Genomic DNA, 19,909 nt, shown 5'->3' on the forward strand with positions numbered 1-19,909 from the left:
TCTTACCTCGCGATTAAGTCATAAATCTTGGTGATGTTTGGCAACAAGGTTGTTACTAGGAGCTTGTCTCCAACTTCCAACATATCCTCCCCAGTAGGGAAAATAGTCTTGCCCTTTCGAATGATGGCTGCAATAAGAACTCCTTTTTTTAGTTTCAGTTGAGAAAGAGGTTTGGCAGTCATTTTATTGGCTTCCTTGATATGGAATTGCAGGGTTTCGATTTGGCCATTGGCTAGATGGTGCATGGCTTGAAGGTCTGAATACTGGGCATTAACACGACCACGAATAAAGTGCATAATCGTATCTACAGCGATGCTTTTAGGTGTGATGATACTTGAAAAATCAGGCGCATTGATAATTTCGAGGAGACTGGTACGATTGACCTTGGTAATATTTTTCTGTACACCTACCCTGTCAAGGAACATCGAAGTAATCAGATTTTCCTCATCGACTCCTGTTAGAGTCGCAACGGCATCATAGTTTTGAGCACTTTCTTCTAGCAGAATATCTTTTGCGGTACCATCTCCTTGAACGATGTAGAGATTAGGGAATTTCTCACTAAAGAAACGTGCCCTTTCAGAGTTAATCTCGATGACTTTGGTATCGATACGACTGTCTTTGAGAATACCTAGTAGATAATAGGCAATTCTACCTGCTCCAACGATGAGAAGGCTCTTCACAGCACGAGATTTGAAATAATTATGGAAGAGCATCATATCAACACGGTTACCAGTGACAAAGATTCTATCTTTATCATGTATGGTCATATCACCACTTGGGATGATAATTTGATGATCCCTCTCTATGGCGCAGACAATGACGTTGCCAAATTTTTTCCGAAAATCAGAAATGGGCATTTGGCAAAGACCGCTAGTGGATTTGACGACAAATTCCATGAGGCTAACGCGTCCACCAGCAAAGCGTTCGACAGATAGAGCGTTGGGAAAGTCAATGATGTTGGCGATAGCGCGGGCAGCCAAGAGCTCAGGGTTAACGATAAGAGAAAAACCGAGAATATTCTTTTCCTTGAAATAAGAGTTAGAATATTCAGGGTTCCGCACCCGAACGATGGTCTCTTTAGCTCCCATTTTTTTGGCTAAAACGGCTGCAATCATGTTGACTTCATCGTATTCAGTCAGGGCGATAAAGATATCACAATCCTGGACACTGGCTTGCTCAAGGATGGTAAAATCGGCCCCGTTACCAAGGATACCCATGATATCAAAGCGATTGACAATATGATTGAGGACAGCTTCGTCTTGCTCAATCAGCAAAACATCATGCTTTTCTGCAACCAAGGAGCGACAGAGGGCAGAACCAACTTTTCCCCCTCCGACAAGGATAATTTTCATAATAAAACCTACTTCTTCATTATGTAACTATCATACCTTTTTTCAAGAAAAAATGCACCTACTAGCTAATAACCAGAGTTTTTAGTAGGAAATTTGCTATAAGGTAAAACTATACCCTAATCAATTGAAATAGCTATTAGCACCTTTCTCTGAAATATGGTATGATAAAGGATATACAAGGAGATAAAATGAATAATAATTTACTGGTATTACAATCAGACTTTGGTCTGGTTGATGGTGCGGTATCGGCTATGATTGGAGTGGCTTTAGAAGAATCTCCAACCTTAAAAATTCATCACTTGACGCACGATATCACGCCTTATAATATTTTTGAGGGGAGTTACCGTCTCTTTCAGACGGTGGATTACTGGCCTGAGGGAACGACATTTGTATCGGTGGTCGATCCAGGTGTTGGCTCGAAACGTAAGAGTGTGGTTGCCAAGACTGCAAAAAATCAATATATTGTCACGCCAGATAATGGGACTCTTTCTTTTATCAAGAAACACGTTGGTATTGTAGCCATTCGTGAAATTTCTGAGGTAGCTAATAGGCGTCAAAACACAGAGCATTCTTATACCTTCCACGGTCGTGATGTTTATGCTTATACTGGTGCTAAACTAGCCAGCGGTCACATTACTTTTGAGGAAGTGGGGCCAGAGCTCAGTGTGGATCAGATTGTGGAACTTCCAGTCGTAGAGACCATCATTGAAGATCATCGGGTGAAGGGAGCTATTGATATTCTGGATGTGCGTTTTGGTTCGCTTTGGACCTCTATCACGCGAGAAGAGTTTTACAAGCTGGAACCAGCATTCGGTGACCGTTTTGAAGTGACTATCTATCACGCTGATATGCTGGTCTATCAAAATCAGGTTGTCTATGGTAAATCATTTGCAGATGTGAGAATTGGGCAACCCATCCTTTACATCAACTCTCTCTATCGTTTAGGTTTGGCTATCAATCAAGGTTCCTTTGCCAAGGCCTATAATGTGGGTGTCGGTTCATCTTGGACTATTGAAATAAAGAAAATAGAATCATAAAATAGGAGAATAAATAGTATGGAAATCAAATTTACAATTAAACAAGTTGTTGCTGTCGGAATTGGCGCTGCCCTCTTTGTCGTCATCGGGATGATCAACATTCCGACCCCTGTTCCAAATACAAGCATCCAGCTTCAGTATGCGGTACAAGCGCTACTTTCTATTATTTTTGGACCGATTATCGGTTTGCTTGTCGGGTTGATTGGTCATGCAATCAAGGACTCTCTTGCTGGCTATGGTCTATGGTGGACTTGGATTATCGCTAGCGGCCTCTTTGGTTTAGTTGTGGGACTTTTTAGAAAGTACGTTCGAGTGATCAATGGTGTCTTTGACTGGAAAGATATTCTTATTTTTAACCTCATTCAACTACTTGCAAATGCCCTTGTTTGGGGTGTCTTGGCGCCACTTGGAGATGTTGTGATTTATCAAGAAGCGGCAGAAAAAGTATTTGCCCAAGGGATTGTTGCGGGAATTGCTAATGGTGTATCTGTAGCTATTGCAGGAACTCTTCTCTTGCTTGCCTATGCGGGAACTCAAACTCGTGCAGGAAGTTTGAAAAAGGACTAAAATGATGGGGAAGGCTGGACAACCAGTCTTTTTCGATGTTTATAGATTAGTTAGGAAAGTAAGCTAGGATAGGAATCTTTTTGGCGCTAAGATTTTAAGAGAAGAGACTGCAAGAAGGGTTCGATTTATGATAAAATAGAAGTCTAAGAAGCGAATGAAGAGAGTAAGATGAAAGAAGCTATAATTGAGTGGAAGGATTTCTCTTTCCGGTATGAAACACAACAAGAACCGACCTTGCAAGGGGTAGACTTGACCATTTACAAGGGAGAGAAAGTCTTAATTGTTGGACCATCTGGGTCAGGTAAATCTACCTTGGGTCAGTGTTTGAATGGTATTATTCCCAATATTTACAAGGGTCAGATGTCTGGAGAATTTTTGATCAAGAGTCAAGCAGCCTTTGATATGAGCATCTATGATAAATCTCATTTAGTCAGCACAGTTTTACAGGATACAGATGGGCAGTTTATCGGCTTGTCCGTGGCAGAAGATTTGGCTTTTGCTCTGGAAAATGATGTGACAGCCCTAGAAGAGATGAAAAGCCGTGTTCATAAATGGGCTGAAAAGCTGGACCTTCTTTCTTTACTGTCTCAGCGTCCCCAGGATTTGTCAGGTGGACAAAAGCAGCGAGTCAGTCTGGCTGGTGTCTTGATTGATGAGAGTCCGATTCTCTTGTTTGATGAGCCACTCGCCAATCTGGATCCCAAGTCAGGTCAGGATATTATCGAATTGATTGATCAGATTCATAAGGAGGAGGGGACGACGACTCTTATTATCGAGCACCGTTTGGAGGACGTTCTGCATCGTCCTGTGGATCGGATTGTCTTGATAAACGATGGCCGTATCCTCTTTAATGGGAGTCCTGATCAGTTATTGGCGACTGATTTGTTGACCCAAAATGGAATTCGCGAACCCCTTTATCTAACTACTCTCCGTCAATTAGGTGTGGATTTAGCTAAGGAAGAACAATTAGCAAATCTGGATAACTTGTCTATCTCAAAAGGTCAGGTTCAGTTGCAGAATGAACTGGTAAAAGAAAGCCCAGAATTGCAGTCACTCTTTAGATTAGAGGACGTGCCATTTTCTTATGATGATAGACCGATTTTAAAGTCCCTACATTTGGATATTAAAAAGGGTGAAAAGATTGCCATTGTCGGGAAAAATGGGGCTGGGAAATCAACCCTTGCCAAGGCCTTAAGTAGCTTTATCCAGACGGAAGGTTCTTATCTTTGGAAAGGTCAGGATATAAAAGGAGATTCTGTTGCAGAGCGGGCGGAACGAGTAGGCTATGTGCTGCAAAATCCCAATCAAATGATTTCAACTAATATGATTTTTGATGAGGTGGCTCTAGGACTCCGTTTGCGAGGTGTGGATGAGAAGGAAATTGAAACGAGAGTCTATGAAACCTTGAAAATCTGCGGTCTTTTTGAATTCCGTAATTGGCCCATTTCTGCCCTGTCATTTGGTCAGAAAAAACGTGTCACCATTGCTTCAATTTTGGTCTTAGGAGCTGAAATTATTCTCCTAGATGAACCGACTGCAGGCCAAGACCAGAAGAACTATACTGAGATTATGGAATTTCTTGAAGAACTGCATCAAAAAGGTCATACCATTGTCATGATTACCCATGATATGCAATTGATGCTGGATTATTCTGATCGTGCTCTTGTCATGGTTGATGGAGAATTGATTGCCGATACCGATCCAGCTAGTCTTTTGAGCAATCCTGAGCTGTTAGTAAAAGCCAACCTAAAAGAAACTTCAATCTTCAACTTGGCCAAGAAACTAGACGTGGATCCACTTGCTTTAACGGCATTTTACAAAGAAAGGAGAGAAGGATGCAAGCTAAATTAATTGGTTACCAGCATAGAGATACTGTGATTCATCGCTTGTCAGGAGCTGGTAAACTCCTCTTTTTCATTCTCGTGTCATTGGCTGCCATGATTAGCTATGATACCAGACTGCTTGTTCTGATTGCTATTTTTTCGGTCTTTCTCCTCTATTTGTCAGAAATCCGTTTTAAAGATGTTTCCTTTGTAGCAGTTTTTGCGACGGTATTTGCCGTTTTAAACGTCTTGATGGTCTATCTCTTTTCTCCTGAGTATGGGGTTGGACTTTACGGAGAGAGAAGTGTGATTTGGCAGGGAATCGGGTCCTACACTCTAACCAGCCAGGAGCTCTTTTATCTGCTAAATCTGGCCATTAAGTACCTTTGCACCATTCCTCTGGCTATTATCTTTTTGATGACAACCCACCCTAGTCAGTTTGCTTCCAGTTTAAATCAAATCGGTGTGCCTTATAAGATTGCCTATTCAGTCAGCCTGACCTTGCGCTATATTCCAGATTTGCAGGAAGAATTCTTTACCATCAAGATGTCTCAGGAAGCGCGTGGGATGGAATTATCCAAGAAAGCTTCTCTAATGCAACGAATCAAAGGCAATCTGCGCATTATCACTCCCTTGATTTTTAGCTCGCTAGAACGCATTGATACCATCGCGACCGCCATGGAGCTTCGTCGCTTTGGGAAAGAGAAAAAACGCACTTGGTATAGTTATCAGGCCTTGAAAAAAGGAGACTATCTTACCTTGTTCTTGGCAGCCTTGTTTTTAGTAGCTAGTTTACTACTTATCTTGCAGAATCAGGGACGATTTTACAACCCTTGGAAATAGCTTGAAAAAATTGAAAAAATCAAGTCGTTTCTATTGACAATGATTCTGAAAGTGTTATACTAAGAAAGTAGTTTCGCTGATTTACTTCAAACCTGTTGTGAGGTAAGTTAACGATGCCTTAACCACGCTGTTTGCTGAGCTTGACTCCGGGCAGTGTGGCTATTTTTTTGCAATGGTGAAAGGAAGCAAGTCATGACAAATCACATTGTATTATTTGAGCCACAAATTCCACAAAATACAGGCAATATCGCGCGTACTTGCGCTGCAACCAATTCTCCCCTCCACATCATCAAGCCCATGGGCTTTCCTATCGATGACCGCAAGATGAAGCGGGCTGGGTTGGATTATTGGGATAAGCTAGAGATTTATTTTTACGAGAGTTTGGAAGATTTCATGTCTCAGATGAAGGGAAAACTCTATCTAATTTCGAAATTCGCTGAAAAAGTCTATTCTGAGGTGGATTTATCGACTGACGAGGACCACTATTTCCTCTTTGGACGTGAAGACAAGGGCTTGCCTGAGGACTTTATGCGCGAACATCCTGAGAAGGCTCTCCGTATTCCTATGAATGATGAACATGTCCGCAGTCTCAATGTGTCGAATACCGTCTGCATGATTGTCTACGAAGCCCTCCGTCAACAGAACTTTGCAGGTCTTGAGCTTGTTCATACCTATGAAGTGGATAAATTGAAATAAAAAATGAAAATGAAAATGAACAAAATGCTTGCGCTTGCAAGCGTTTTTTGTTATGATAAAAGAGTCTTCAGGGCAGGGTGTGATTCCCGACCGGCGGTAAATTTGACTATCTATTTTAGCTTTCTCGTCGTTGTCTTGTCTCGATATACTTTAAGTATTATCTTCGACTGCGACGCCTAGATAAATCTAAAATATCTTAGCCAAATAAGTCCGCGAGCGCAAGCTGATGTGGTGAGATTCCACAACCGACAGTATAGTCTGGATGGGAGAAGACGAAAGAATAGCTTTGTCTGTTCTGATAGATTTATAGCTAAACTGTAACCGCTTACTTGAATTTCCTTAATAGAGTGAGAGGGAACTTTTGGGATATAAAAAGTGAGAATAGATAGAGGAATCCTTTCTAACTTCTTCTGATTTTATAGAAAATTGGAGGAACCTGTTATGACAAACACACGTCGACTTTCGACCATTGCAATCTTATCAGCCATCTCATTTGTGCTGATGTACTTTGACTTTCCGCTCTTACCAGCGGCATCCTTCCTCAAGATCGAATTTAGTATCTTGCCCGTCCTTGTGGGTCTGGTGGTCATGGATTTGCCTGCTGCTCTAGGAGTTCTCTTGCTTCGCTCACTCTTGAAATTGCTTCTTAACAGTCAGGGAGTGAATACTTACATTGGCTTGCCGATGAATATCGTGGCTTTGGGAATTTTTGTCATCGTATTTGCTTTGATTTGGAAAAAGGAACGGACAACCCTTCGTTTCCTACTAGGATCTCTAGCTGGAACTATTGGCTTGACCGTGGCTATGTTGGTTCTCAACTATGTTTATGCTGTTCCTTTGTACGCTAAGTTTGCTAACTTTGATATTGGAAAAATTTTGGGACTGTCCAACTACCTAATGACCATGGTATTACCTTTTAACTTGATTGAGGGTGTAATCTTTTCCGTTTCATTCTGGTTGTTGTACGTCCTTTTGAAACCAACCTTAAAACACTATGAAAGATAAACAAACATTTTTAATGAAGGGCAGTTTTGCCCTTTTACTTTTCGTTATTCTTGGCTACATGGTCAAATTTTACCCTGAAACGCTGGTCGGTTTTGACCAACCGATACAGACTGCCGTTCGAGGAGACTTACCAGATTATTTGACTATTCTTTTCCGAGCCATCACACGCTTGATTGATATTCCGGTGATTATCACTTGGGTTGTTATTACAGCTTTTGTCTTTTATCGTAAGCGGTGGAAGATAGAAAGTTTCTTCATGCTGGGAAATCTGGCTTTGGCAGGTCTTTTAATCGTGACCTTTAAAAATATTTACCAGCGCCCACGACCAGCTATTTTACACTTGGTAGATGAGAAGGGATTTTCCTTCCCAAGTGGCCATTCTCTGGCTGTAACCTTGATGGTCGGTTCTCTGATTGTTATTCTTAGTCAGCGGATTAAAGATTCGGTCGAGAGAAAAATCGTACAAATCGTCCTTGGCCTCTACCTAGTCAGTGTGTTGGTATCAAGGGTCTATCTGGGAGTTCATTATCCATCAGACGTTCTTGCCAGTCTCTGTGTGGGCTTGGGAGTCCTGTTTATAGAGTTTCCCTTCTATGACAAGCTCCGCTTCCAATGGCGATTTAAAGGCAAGCAGAAGTGAGTATCGAATTCCCTTGAGGAGAAAGAAATGAAAGTCAATATAAAAGATCTCCATCCGACTCAACTATACTTATCAGAAAAGAAACTAGCAGGCATCCAGACACTTTATCAGTCGGCAGAAATAATCAATGTTGCTCCAATCAGTATTCTTGCGTTCGGAGATTGCTTGTTGATTACAGATGGGCATCACAGGGCTTATCAGGCTTTATTGGCAGGTCGGGATACGATTTCTGCTGAGTGGGATAGAGACGGCGGTGATGAACTATATCATCTCTATGCGCAAGCTTGTGAGGAAAGAAAGATTTACTCTGTTCTGGATTTAAAAAATCATATCTTACCTCAAGGTGAGTATGAAGCAAAATGGTATAACTGGTGTGATGGTTTTAATCAAGCAGCAACTCTCTTATTGAAAAGGAAAGCAGATGAAAGAGATCTTACAAATAGATAATGCACTGCGTCTTGTTCCTTATTGTAAGGTCAATCATTGTGAGGAAGCTTTTGCTTGGTATCAGAATGTGGACTTGGTTTACCTCGTAGATGGGGTGAAGCTTCCTTATAGTCAAGAAACTTTGGAAGCCATGTATTCCTATTTGGATCAGCATGGTGAACTTTTTTGGATTGAAGTCAAGGAGAAGGGAGAATGGTTTCCAATTGGGGATGTTACACTATCTCAGGATAATCTCCCCATTGTGATTGGGAGTTCCGCTTACCAACATCGAGGACTTGGAAAAAAGATTCTAAGTACTTTGATTGAATTGGCTCGAGTAAAAGGATGGAAAGAATTGAGAGTCAAGGAAATCTACACCTACAATCATGCTTCTAGGAGGTGTTTCAAGTCGCTTGGATTTGTGGAAAATGGAGCAACAGAAAAAGGAAGGAGTTTTGTACTGAAATTAGTCTAATCCTGCCACTTTCTCCCCCTTAACCTTTGACTATTCCGCAAAATTATCGTAAAATAAAGAGTAAATGATAAAATGAGGTCAGAGTCTGTTCGCTCTGGCGATAGTAGTATAAATGAGGAGAAACGCTTTGGAATTAGAAGTATTTACTGGGCAAGAAAAAAGTGAACTATCTATGATTGAGGTAGCGCGTGCTATCTTGGAACTTCGTGGTCGTGATCATGAGATGCATTTTAGCGATCTTGTAAACGAAATTCAAAACTACCTTGGAACATCAAACAGCGATATCCGTGAAGCCTTGCCTTTGTTCTACACAGAGTTGAACTTTGACGGTAGCTTCATCTCACTTGGAGACAACAAATGGGGTCTTCGTTCATGGTATGGTGTGGATGAAATCGATGAAGAAATTATCGCTCTTGAGGAAAATGATGACGATGAAGTAGCACCAAAAGCTAAGAAAAAACGCATCAATGCCTTTATGGACGGCGATTCAGATGCTATTGACTACAATGCAGATGATCCAGAAGACGAAGATGCATACGAAGCAGATCCAGCTCTTTCATATGATGATGAAAATCCAGATGATGAGAAAAATGAAGTGGAAGCTTATGATGCAGAAATCAACGAAATCGCCCCTGATGACTTGGGTGAAGACGTGGATCTCAACGAGGAGGATGACGAGTTCTCAGAAGATGATGCTGAAACCAGCGAGGAATAAAAGTTAGGTATTGACAATTATCCTATTTTTAGGTATCATATTGTTCGGGCACCTCTTTTAGAGGTCGGGGCTCCCTAGTTCTTAGGGAGCTATTTTTGTTTTTTCAAGAAGTTATCTTCTTGTATTTTATACTCAATGAAAATCAAAGAGCAAACTAGGAAACTAGCCGCAGGTTGCTCNNGACTGACAAAGTCAGGAACACATATCTACGGCAAGGCGACGTTGACGCGGTTTGAAGAGATTTTCGAAGAGTATTAGTTGTGAATCTGGTGCAGTTGTCCCAGATTATTCTTATTAGTAGGGTCTTGTTTTCTATGTCCCCACGTAGTTAGCAAGACCTTGAGCATTTTAGAAAGAGGAATCTATGTCTACGAAATATATTTTTGTAACTGGTGGTGTGGTGTCGTCTATTGGGAAAGGGATTGTCGCAGCGAGTCTGGGTCGTCTCTTGAAAAATCGTGGTCTCAAAGTAACCATTCAAAAGTTTGACCCTTATATCAATATTGATCCGGGAACTATGAGTCCTTACCAGCACGGGGAAGTTTTTGTGACAGATGACGGAGCTGAGACAGATTTGGACTTGGGTCACTATGAACGTTTCATCGATATCAATCTCAACAAATATTCCAACGTGACAACTGGTAAAATTTACAGTGAAGTGCTTCGTAAAGAACGCCGTGGAGAATACCTTGGGGCAACCGTTCAGGTCATTCCTCATATCACAGATGCTTTGAAAGAAAAAATCAAGCGTGCCGCTCTAACGACCGACTCTGATGTCATTATCACAGAGGTTGGTGGAACAGTAGGAGATATCGAGTCCTTGCCATTCTTAGAGGCCCTTCGTCAGATGAAGGCAGATGTGGGGGCGGATAATGTTATGTACATCCATACAACCTTGCTTCCTTACCTCAAGGCTGCTGGTGAAATGAAGACCAAACCAACTCAACACTCTGTAAAAGAATTGCGTGGATTGGGAATCCAACCAAATATGTTGGTTATTCGTACAGAAGAGCCGGCTGGTCAAGGAATTAAAAACAAACTAGCCCAGTTCTGTGATGTGGCACCAGAAGCCGTTATCGAATCGTTGGATGTTGAACACCTTTACCAAATTCCATTGAACTTGCAGGCTCAAGGTATGGACCAAATTGTTTGTGACCACCTGAAATTAGATGCACCAGTAGCGGATATGACAGAATGGTCAGCCATGGTGGACAAGGTCATGAACCTTAAGAAACAAGTCAAGATTTCCCTTGTCGGTAAGTATGTTGAGTTGCAAGATGCCTACATTTCTGTGGTTGAAGCCTTGAAACACTCTGGTTATGCCAATGACGCAGAAGTTAAAATCAATTGGATTAATGCCAATGATGTGACAGCAGAGAATGTGGCAGAGCTTTTGTCTGATGCGGACGGAATCATTGTACCAGGTGGTTTTGGTCAACGTGGTACGGAAGGGAAAATCCAAGCCATTCGCTATGCGCGTGAAAATGATGTTCCAATGTTAGGTGTCTGCTTGGGAATGCAGTTGACTTGTATCGAATTTGCTCGTCACGTTTTAGGTCTCGAAGGTGCCAATTCTGCAGAGCTTGCACCAGAAACAAAATACCCTATCATTGATATTATGCGTGATCAGATTGATGTTGAGGATATGGGGGGCACCCTTCGTTTGGGGCTTTATCCATCTAAGTTGAAACGTGGCTCTAAGGCAGCAGCTGCATATCACAATCAAGAAGTGGTGCAACGCCGTCACCGTCACCGCTATGAGTTTAACAATGCATTCCGTGAGCAGTTTGAGGCAGCAGGCTTTGTCTTTTCAGGAGTGTCTCCAGACAATCGTCTGGTAGAAATCGTGGAAATTCCTGAAAATAAATTCTTTGTAGCGTGTCAGTATCACCCTGAACTGTCAAGTCGTCCAAATCGTCCAGAAGAACTCTACACTGCCTTTATTACTGCAGCGGTTGAGAACAGCAATTAGCAAAATCAGAACCTTTGAGAAGAATCTCAGAGGTTTTTTGCATACAATGATATTGCAGTATATCTGAGTTAGGAGTCCTCTGTATGTACCTGCTACCGTTGAAATCAATAGCGACTCCCTCTTGCCCTGTGCTAGTGAATGGATTTATCAGTATATTGAAGTGAAATAAAATCTGAACAAATTAATTCGGAAAGCCAAATCAATTTCTAGAAATATTTTAGCAGTCAAGGTGTACTGTTATAGATTCAATACACTATACTTTTTTAATTTAATCCACTATATCTGCAGAATACTCTCTCAGTTTCATTCAGCCTAGTCTTGCTTAGGAAAAGCAAAAAGCCATCCCATTCAGGATAGCTTCTTGGTTTTTAGATTTGTTCTGCAAAAACCTTTTCAGCAAGGTTCATAGCGTGGTCTGATACACGAGTGTAGTGTGAGATGATATCGATAAAGTTTACCCCAGCTTGTGTTGAACATTCGCCTTTATTGAGGCGTTTGATGTGGGTTTTTCTGAGAACACGTTCTATCTTATTGATTGCTTCATGACGTTCTACAAGACTGCGTGCTTTTTCAATATCATTGTTTTCCACACTATCCAGAGCATCTTTGATAAAGTCACTAGTTTGGCGGTAAACTTCCTCTAATTCTTTCAAGGCGGCATCAGAAAATTCAACATTTTTCCGTTGAAGATAGTCAGTCAGATTGAGTAGAGCCTCCGCGTGGTCTCCAATCCGTTCCAAATCACGGGAGGAATCAAGGATATTGGTGAGTACTTCGCTTTCTTTTTGACTGAGAGCTTCGCTTGAAAGGGCAATGAGATAACGTGTTAATTGCTCATCGATGGTGTTAATTGCTTCTTCGGTTTTATGCCCTTTTTCAGCAACTTTTTCATCCAAGTCAATGATATACTTATAGGAAAGGTCAAAGGCTTTAGCAGCGTAGTTTCCTAAGTGCAAGAGCTCTTTCTTAGCATTTCCGAGAGCGATAGATGGGGCTTGTTTGATGAAATGTTCATCAAGATATAAGGGTTCGTATTTGACAATCTCGTCCTCTCCAGGAATAATCTTGGTTACAAAGTAAGCCAGAGCTCCGATAAATGGAAATTGGACAATGGTATTGGTAATATTAAAGGTTCCATGAGCAAAGGCGATGGTCATTTCCGGTGCTAGATTTAGCGTAGATTCAAACCAATGAATCAAGCCAGTGAAAGGTACAAGGAAGACAATACAGATAACCGTACCAATCACGTTAAAGGCGACATGGGCACCTGCTACCCGTTTAGCTGCAATATTAGCACCTAAAGAGGCAATGATGGCTGTAATGGTTGTCCCGATATTGTCACCAAATAGAACTGGCAAAGCTCCTTGCAGGTCAATGAGGTTGCTGGCGTAGAGGTTTTGTAAAATCCCGATGGTAGCCGAGGAAGCTTGAATCAGTAAGGTCAAGCCGGTACCGACAAAGACACCCAAAACAGGATTCTTACTTAGCTCAATCATATAGTCTTTAAAGACCTGTAAATCTTTGAGTGGAGCCATTGCGCCACTCATGAGATTGAGGGCAAAAAAGATACCACCGACACCAAAGAGGATGCGTCCGATATTATTGACTGTCCGATTTTTTGTAAAGAAGAGGCAGACAGCACCGATAAAGAGCATAGGCAGGGCATAGTCACCTAGTTTAAACCCAATAAGAAAGGATGTGACTGTTGTCCCAATATTAGCCCCCATGACAATCCCGATAGCCTGACGTAAGGTTAGGAGACCGGCACTGACCAGACCGACTGTGATAACTGTTACACCAGAACTAGACTGAATTAGAGCAGTCATCCCAATACCAACCAGAACTCCAAAGAAAGGATTACTAGTATACTTGTCAATGTAAAAACGAAGGCGATCTCCAGCAGCTTGCTGCAAACCGTCTCCCATGGTCTTGATACTATATAAGAATAGTCCCAGACCACCTAAAAAGTGAAATAAAATTTCCTGCCAATTAATGGACATTTCTTTTTCCTCCGAAAAATAATAACGGAATTTCTCCTATTCTATTTTAAAGGATAAAAGTAAATCTAACAAGTGTTAAGCTAAGATTTTAGAAAGAAAATTCGTGAGAAAAGGCCTTAATTATATTAATTTTACCAATTTCTAACCTAGATATAGATATTTCCTTTTATATATTGACATTTAAAAGAAATATTTTAAAATTAGGGAGAAATTATCTTAATCCCTGTGATTGGGATAAAAATTTTACGAAGAAAGTTAAGCGCTTTCTTTAAAATAATAAAATCAATCTTTTAGGAGGAGAAAATGAAGAATTCATTTTTTGAAAGACGTTGTCGGTACAGTATTCGTAAGTTATCAGTAGGAGCCTGCTCGCTGATGATTGGGGCTGTTTTATTTGCTGGTCCAGCCTTGGCAGAAGAAACTGCAGTTCCTGAAAATAGCGGAGTCAATACAGAGCTTGTTTCAGGGGAGAGTGAGCATTCGGCCAATGAAGTTGATCAGCAGAATGAAGGAGAACATGCTAGAGAAAATAAGCCAGAAAAGGCAGAAGGAGTAGCGACAGCATCTGACACTGCTTCGCCAGCAAGCAATGAAGCTGCAACTACTGAAACTGCAGAGGCAGTAAGCGTAGCTAAATCAGAGGAAAAACCAAGTGAGGTGGCTGCAGAAACACCATCTGCAGAAGCAAAACCAAAGTCTGACAAGGAAACGGAAGCAAAGCCTGAAGCAACTAGCCAAGGAGATGAGTCTAAGCCAGCAGCAGAAGCTAATAAGACTGAAAAAGAAGTCCAGCCAGATGTCCCTAAAAATACGGACAAAACATTAAAACCAAAGGAAATCAAATTTAATTCTTGGGAAGAATTGTTAAAATGGGAACCAGGTGCTCGTGAAGATGATGCTATTAACCGCGGGTCTGTCGCCCTCGCTTCACGTCGGACAGGTCATTTGGTTAATGAAAAAGCTAGCAAGGAAGCAAAAGTTCAAGCCCTATCAAACACCAATTCTAAAGCAAAAGACCATGCTTCTGTTGGTGGAGAAGAGTTCAAGGCCTATGCTTTTGACTATTGGCAATATCTAGATTCAATGGTCTTCTGGGAAGGTCTCGTACCAACGCCTGACGTTATTGATGCAGGTCACCGTAACGGGGTTCCTGTATATGGTACACTCTTCTTCAACTGGTCTAATAGTATTGCAGATCAAGAAAAATTCGCTGAAGCTTTGAAGCAAGACTCAGATGGTAGCTTCCCAATTGCCCGTAAATTGGTGGATATGGCCAAGTATTATGGCTATGATGGCTATTTCATCAACCAAGAAACAACTGGGGATTTGGTTGAACCTCTTGGAGAAAAGATGCGCCAGTTTATGCTCTATACCAAGGAGTATGCTGCTAAGGTAAACCATCCAATCAAGTATTCTTGGTACGATGCTATGACCTATAACTATGGACGTTACCACCAAGATGGTTTGGGAGAATACAACTACCAATTCATGCAACCTGAGGGAGATAAGGTTCCAGCAGATAACTTCTTTGCTAACTTTAACTGGGATAAGGCTAAAAATGATTACACTATTGCAACTGCCAACTGGATTGGTCGTAATCCTTATGATGTATTTGCAGGTTTGGAATTGCAACAGGGTGGTTCCTACAAGACCAAGGTTAAGTGGAATGACATTTTAGATGAAAATGGGAAATTACGCCTTTCTCTTGGTTTGTTCGCCCCAGATACCATTACAAGTTTAGGAAAAACTGGTGAAGATTATCATAAGAATGAAGATATCTTCTTTACAGGTTACCAAGGTGATCCTACTGGCCAAAAACCAGGTGATAAAGATTGGTATGGGATTGCTAACCTAGTTGCGGACCGTACGCCAGCAGTAGGTAATACTTTTACTACTTCTTTTAATACAGGTCATGGTAGAAAATGGTTCGTAGATGGTAAGGTTTCTAAGGATTCTGAGTGGAATTACCGTTCAGTTTCAGGTGTTCTTCCAACATGGCGCTGGTGGCAAAAATCAACTGGCGATAAGTTGAAAGCAAGCTATGATTTTGAAGATGCTTATAATGGTGGAACTTCTCTCAAATTTGCAGGGGATCTTTCAGGTGCGACCAAGCAAGATGTGAATTTGTACTCTACTCGCTTGAAGGTGACAGATACCACCAAATTGCATGTTGCCCACAAAGGAGGCAAAGGGACCAAGGTTTATGTAGAATTTGCAACCAAGAAAGATTATACCTACGGTGATGAAGCTGCCCGTAAAGAATTGACAGTTTCAGATAACTGGACTACCGATGATTTTGATTTGAGTGCCTTGGCAGGTAAAACAATTTACGGTATTAAACTCTATTTTGAAAATGATAAAGACTTAAAAGGTTATCAATTTAACTTGGGGCAATTGACCATCAGCAATAATCAAGATGCTCCTCAGGCACCAACCACAGTAGCTGTAGCCAAACAAGTCCTAAAAAATGCCCAAGAAGCAGAAGCAGTCGTGCAATTTAAAGGCAACAAGGATGCAGATTTCTATGAAGTTTACGAAAAAGATGGAGACAGCTGGAAATTACTAACTGGCTCATCTTCTACAACTATTTATCTACCAAAAGTTAGCCGTTCAGCAAGTGCTCAAGGTACAACTCAAGAACTGAAAGTTGTAGCAGTCGGTAAAAATGGAGTTCGTTCAGAAGCTGCAACCACAACCTTTGATTGAGGCATGACTGTAAAAGATACCAGCCTACCAAAACCATTAGCTGAAAATATCGTACCAGGTGCAACAGTTATTGATAGTACCTTCCCTAAAACAGAAGGTGGGGAAGGCATAGAAGGCATGTTGAATGGTACCATTACCAGTCTGTCAGACAAGTGGTCTTCTGGACAATTAAGTGGTAGTGTGGATATTCGTTTGACCCAGCCACGTACAGTTGTTAGATGGGTGATGGACCATGCTGGAGCTGGTGGAGAATCTGTAAACGACGGTTTGATGAACACCAAAGATTTTGACCTCTATTATAAAGATGCGGATGGTCAATGGAAGTTGGCTAAGGAAGTCCGTGGCAATAAAGCCCATGTTACAGATATTACCCTTGATAAACCAATCACAGCTCAAGATTGGCGCTTGAATGTTGTCACTTCTGACAATGGAACTCCATGGAAGGCTATTCGTATCTATAACTGGAAAATGTATGAAAAGCTTGATACAGAAAGTGTCAATATTCCGATGGCCAAGACTGCAGCTCGTACTTTAGGCAATAACAAGGTACAAGTTGGCTTTGCAGATGTACCAGCTGGAGCTACCATTACCGTTTATGATAATCCAAATTCTCAAACTCCGCTTGCAACCTTGAAGAGCGAAGTTGGAGGAGACCTAGCAAGTGCACCATTGGATTTGACAAATCAATCTGGTCTTCTTTACTATCGTACCCAGTTGCCAGGCAAGGAAATTAGTAATGTCCTAGCAGTTTCTGTTCCAAAAGATGACAGAAGAATCAAGTCAGTCAGCCTAGAAACAGAACCTAAGAAAACAAGCTACGCCGAAGGGGAGGATTTGGACCTTAGAGGTGGTGTTCTTCGAGTTCAGTATGAAGGAGGAGCTGAGGACGAGCTCATTCGCCTAACTCACGCAGGTGTATCAGTATCAGGCTTTGATACGCATCATAAGGGAGAACAAAATCTTACTTTACAATATTTGGGACAACCAGTAAATGCGAAGTTGTCAGTGACTGTCACTAGCCAAGATGAAGCAAGTCCGAAAACTATTTTGGGAATTGAAGTGAGTCAGGAACCGAAAAAAGATTACCTAGTTGGTGATAGCTTAGACTTGTCTGAAGGACGCTTTGCAGTGGCTTATAGCAATGACACCATGGAAGAACATTCCTTTACTGATGAGGGAGTTGAAATTACTGGTTACCATGCTCAAAAGACTGGTCGTCAAACCTTGACTCTTCGTTACCAAGGTCATAAAGTCAACTTTGATGTTTTGGTATCTCCAAAAGCAGCATTGAACGATGAGTACCTTAAACAAAAATTAGCAGAAGTTGAAGCGGCTAAGAACAAGGTGGTCTATAACTTTGCTTTACCAGAAGTAAAAGAAGCCTTCTTGAAAGCAATTGAAGCGGCTGAACAAGTGTTGAAAGACCATGAAACTAGCACCCAAGATCAGGTTAATGACCGACTTAATAAATTGACAGAAGCTCATAAAGCTCTGAATGGTCAAGAGAAATTTACGGAAGAAAAGACAGAACTCGATCGCTTAACAGGTGAGGCTCAAGAACTCTTAACTTCAAAACCAAACCATCCTTCAGGTTCCGCCCTAGCTCCTCTTCTTGAGAAAAACAAGGCCTTGGTTGAAAAAGTAGATTTGAGTCCAGAAGAGCTTGCAACAGCGAAACAGAGTTTGAAAGATCTGGTTGCCTTATTGAAAGAAGACAAACCAGCAGTCTTTTCTGATAGTAAAACAGATGTTGAAGTACACTTCTCAAATAAAGAAAAGACTGTCATCAAGGGCTTGAAAGTAGAGCGTGTTCAAGCAAGTGATGAAGAGAAGAAATACTTTGCTGGAGAAGATGCTCATGTCTTTGAAATAGAAGGTCTAGATGAAAAAGGTCAAGACGTTGATCTCTCTTACGCTTCTATTGTGAAAATTCCAATTGAAAAAGATAAGAAAGTGAAGAAAGTCTTCTTCTTACCTGAAGGCAAAGAAGCAGTAGAATTGGCTTTTGAACAAACGGATAGTCATGTCATCTTTACAGCACCACACTTTACTCATTATGCCTTTGTTTATGAATCTGCTGAAAAACCACGAGTAGAATCTAATGGTGCAAATGACCTTGTTACTATCTCAACTAAACCAGAACAACAAAACACAGTCCTTTCAAAACCTACTAATCAACCTCCTTCTGATAAACAAAAGGCTCCTAAATTGGAAGTTCAAGAGGAAAAGGTTGCTTTTGACCGTCAAGAGCATGAAAATGCTGATATGCTAGTTGGGGAACAACGAGTCATCATACAGGGACGAGATGGTCTGTTGAGACATGTCTTTGAAGTTGATGGGAACGGTCAGCGTCGCCTTCGTTCAACAGAAGTCATCCAAGAAGCGATTCCAGAAATTGTTGAAATTGGAACAAAAGTAAAAATAGAACCAGCAGTAGTAGCTACACAGGAAAAATCAGCTCAAAATACAGCAGTTAAATCAGAAGAAGCAAGCAAACAATTGCCAAATACAGGGACAGTTGCTACAAATGAAGTCTTAATAGCAGGATTGGCCAGCCTTGGCTTTGCTAGTTTAGCCTTGACATTGAAACAGAAAAAAAGAAGATGAAGATTAAATAAAAGATTTTTTTTTTTTTTTGGTATAATAACTTTAAAATTATTTTTTTGAAAGGTTTTGTATTTATGAAAAATAAGATGTTTAGTGGGTATACTTTGCGCAAAAAATATGCTTTAAGAAAATTGACAGTTGGACTTTTTAGTGTAGCTGTTGGTTTGTTGAGTATTGGTCTTGTCGATGGTGTCAATTTTATTATGAATGACGATTATGGGACTGTTTATGCGGCTGAAAATTTTCATAGTATTGAAGTTGTCAATTATTATGATTATGATACTATTTATGAAGGTGATTCAAATTTGACAAAAGGTGACCATGAAGATGGTAGACAAGGTGAGAGTGGTAAACAAATCTTTGATATCGAACATGGTCTTAGTTCATCACCAATCTATAGTTTAGGTGATAATCTTAACGAAATCGTCTATCGACCTTATGAAGTGATCAAAGATAATAGGTCTAAACTTAAAGAACATTATGGTGATGGGAGTACGGGAGGGTGGGACTCTAATTATCCAGCCACTTATGATGAAATCCTAGCTGAGACTCGCACCCATAAGAAAATCTTGATTGACGATAATATTGAAGAGCCTATTTATAAGGATGACGGGACTGTTATTTTACCTCGAACTATCATTTCCAAAGTTGGTGTTAATTATCGAGGTTCTTCGTCTGAATATCTTTTTACTGAATCTGTCGAAAAAGAAGCTATTTCAAAAATCATTAAAGTTGGTAATGTGGAGAGGGTTCCTATTTCCAAAATAGCTGTAGAGACCGAATATGTTGCTAATAACACTTTGAATTACGGTGTTAGAAATATTAAATCTAATGGTAAAGAAGGTTTGCGTGAAAATGTAACGACTTATGAAGTCAATAAGTTCACTGGTGATTTGAGTAATCCAACTACTGTTGAAAATTATGTTCCGATGGAGAAGAAGGTTGTTGAAGTTGGGACTAAAGGTGATGTGGTTTTTACTAAAGTCGGAAACGATGTTGTGAAACGCACTACATCTTATACGGTAACCCCTGAGAACGGTGATGT

At 40.8% G+C, this 19,909-nt stretch carries 14 protein-coding genes, 1 pseudogene and 1 riboswitch; of the genes and pseudogenes, 13 read left to right on the top strand and 2 right to left on the bottom strand.

Annotated features, from left to right (window positions below; all coding sequences use genetic code 11):
* Positions 1 to 2: 2 nt before the first annotated feature.
* The gene (gene trkA, locus HT698_RS03245) at positions 3 to 1,352 is read right to left on the bottom strand and encodes a Trk system potassium transporter TrkA (RefSeq protein ID WP_173217904.1); all 1,350 of its coding nucleotides are present in this window, start codon (positions 1,350 to 1,352) and stop codon (positions 3 to 5) included.
* Between the two features lie 188 nt (positions 1,353 to 1,540).
* Between trkA and HT698_RS03250 the strand changes: the two genes are divergently transcribed.
* From HT698_RS03250 to HT698_RS03300, 11 genes are all read left to right on the top strand, one after another.
* Positions 1,541 to 2,389, top strand: a complete 849-nt coding sequence (locus HT698_RS03250) for an S-adenosyl-l-methionine hydroxide adenosyltransferase family protein (protein WP_173217902.1) — start codon at positions 1,541 to 1,543, stop codon at positions 2,387 to 2,389.
* A gap of 18 nt (positions 2,390 to 2,407) precedes the next feature.
* Positions 2,408 to 2,956 carry an ECF-type riboflavin transporter substrate-binding protein gene (locus tag HT698_RS03255; protein ID WP_000403162.1) on the top strand — a complete coding sequence of 183 codons (549 nt, stop codon included), beginning with the start codon at positions 2,408 to 2,410 and terminating at the stop codon, positions 2,954 to 2,956.
* A 168-nt stretch (positions 2,957 to 3,124) separates the two neighbouring features.
* A complete protein-coding gene (locus HT698_RS03260) occupies positions 3,125 to 4,807 on the top strand; it encodes an ABC transporter ATP-binding protein (RefSeq protein ID WP_173217900.1) in 1,683 nt (560 codons plus the stop codon).
* Positions 4,792 to 5,622: an energy-coupling factor transporter transmembrane component T gene (locus HT698_RS03265; protein ID WP_084923254.1), complete on the top strand. Its 831-nt coding sequence runs from the start codon at positions 4,792 to 4,794 to the stop codon at positions 5,620 to 5,622. Before HT698_RS03260 ends, HT698_RS03265 begins: the two co-directional genes overlap by 16 nt.
* 192 nt (positions 5,623 to 5,814) lie before the next feature.
* Complete coding sequence (locus HT698_RS03270; RefSeq protein WP_000181388.1) at positions 5,815 to 6,318, top strand: tRNA (cytidine(34)-2'-O)-methyltransferase; 504 nt, start codon at positions 5,815 to 5,817, stop codon at positions 6,316 to 6,318.
* Positions 6,319 to 6,377: 59 nt separating this feature from the next.
* Positions 6,378 to 6,596, top strand: a riboswitch (FMN riboswitch).
* Between the two features lie 163 nt (positions 6,597 to 6,759).
* Positions 6,760 to 7,323, top strand: coding sequence for an ECF transporter S component (locus tag HT698_RS03275; RefSeq protein WP_156012675.1), 564 nt, complete (start codon positions 6,760 to 6,762; stop codon positions 7,321 to 7,323).
* Complete coding sequence (locus HT698_RS03280; protein ID WP_112444438.1) at positions 7,313 to 7,963, top strand: phosphatase PAP2 family protein; 651 nt, start codon at positions 7,313 to 7,315, stop codon at positions 7,961 to 7,963. Before HT698_RS03275 ends, HT698_RS03280 begins: the two co-directional genes overlap by 11 nt.
* A gap of 27 nt (positions 7,964 to 7,990) precedes the next feature.
* Positions 7,991 to 8,410, top strand: coding sequence for a chromosome partitioning protein ParB (locus tag HT698_RS03285; RefSeq protein ID WP_173217898.1), 420 nt, complete (start codon positions 7,991 to 7,993; stop codon positions 8,408 to 8,410).
* Positions 8,411 to 8,414: 4 nt separating this feature from the next.
* Positions 8,415 to 8,864 (top strand): GNAT family N-acetyltransferase, encoded by a 450-nt coding sequence (locus HT698_RS03290; RefSeq protein WP_173218056.1) that lies wholly within the window; start codon positions 8,415 to 8,417, stop codon positions 8,862 to 8,864.
* 127 nt (positions 8,865 to 8,991) lie between these two features.
* Positions 8,992 to 9,579, top strand: coding sequence for a DNA-directed RNA polymerase subunit delta (gene rpoE, locus HT698_RS03295; RefSeq protein ID WP_173217897.1), 588 nt, complete (start codon positions 8,992 to 8,994; stop codon positions 9,577 to 9,579).
* A 364-nt stretch (positions 9,580 to 9,943) separates the two neighbouring features.
* Positions 9,944 to 11,551: a CTP synthase gene (locus tag HT698_RS03300; RefSeq protein WP_057487515.1), complete on the top strand. Its 1,608-nt coding sequence runs from the start codon at positions 9,944 to 9,946 to the stop codon at positions 11,549 to 11,551.
* 368 nt (positions 11,552 to 11,919) lie between these two features.
* On the opposite strand, the gene HT698_RS03305 is transcribed toward HT698_RS03300, so the two are convergent.
* Positions 11,920 to 13,551, bottom strand: coding sequence for a Na/Pi cotransporter family protein (locus HT698_RS03305; protein WP_112444448.1), 1,632 nt, complete (start codon positions 13,549 to 13,551; stop codon positions 11,920 to 11,922).
* A 303-nt stretch (positions 13,552 to 13,854) separates the two neighbouring features.
* On the opposite strand from HT698_RS03305, the pseudogene HT698_RS03310 reads away from it, so the two are divergent.
* A pseudogene (locus HT698_RS03310) lies at positions 13,855 to 18,864 on the top strand (bacterial Ig-like domain-containing protein).
* An 86-nt stretch (positions 18,865 to 18,950) separates the two neighbouring features.
* On the top strand, positions 18,951 to 19,909 hold a 959-nt coding region (locus HT698_RS03315), incomplete at its 3' end, for a G5 domain-containing protein (protein WP_173264370.1).

This window comes from Streptococcus sp. 3109 (assembly GCF_013276905.1).
Taxonomy (GTDB): Bacteria; Bacillota; Bacilli; order Lactobacillales; family Streptococcaceae; genus Streptococcus.

Coding starts and splice junctions, on each gene's coding strand:
- HT698_RS03275 (WP_156012675.1), top strand. CDS start 6,760: ATGACAAACACACGTCGACTTTCGACCATTGCAATCTTATCAGCCATC.
- trkA (WP_173217904.1), bottom strand. CDS start 1,352: ATGAAAATTATCCTTGTCGGAGGGGGAAAAGTTGGTTCTGCCCTCTGT.
- HT698_RS03285 (WP_173217898.1), top strand. CDS start 7,991: ATGAAAGTCAATATAAAAGATCTCCATCCGACTCAACTATACTTATCA.
- HT698_RS03270 (WP_000181388.1), top strand. CDS start 5,815: ATGACAAATCACATTGTATTATTTGAGCCACAAATTCCACAAAATACA.
- HT698_RS03300 (WP_057487515.1), top strand. CDS start 9,944: ATGTCTACGAAATATATTTTTGTAACTGGTGGTGTGGTGTCGTCTATT.
- HT698_RS03280 (WP_112444438.1), top strand. CDS start 7,313: ATGAAAGATAAACAAACATTTTTAATGAAGGGCAGTTTTGCCCTTTTA.
- HT698_RS03260 (WP_173217900.1), top strand. CDS start 3,125: ATGAAAGAAGCTATAATTGAGTGGAAGGATTTCTCTTTCCGGTATGAA.
- HT698_RS03305 (WP_112444448.1), bottom strand. CDS start 13,551: ATGTCCATTAATTGGCAGGAAATTTTATTTCACTTTTTAGGTGGTCTG.
- HT698_RS03255 (WP_000403162.1), top strand. CDS start 2,408: ATGGAAATCAAATTTACAATTAAACAAGTTGTTGCTGTCGGAATTGGC.
- HT698_RS03250 (WP_173217902.1), top strand. CDS start 1,541: ATGAATAATAATTTACTGGTATTACAATCAGACTTTGGTCTGGTTGAT.
- HT698_RS03265 (WP_084923254.1), top strand. CDS start 4,792: ATGCAAGCTAAATTAATTGGTTACCAGCATAGAGATACTGTGATTCAT.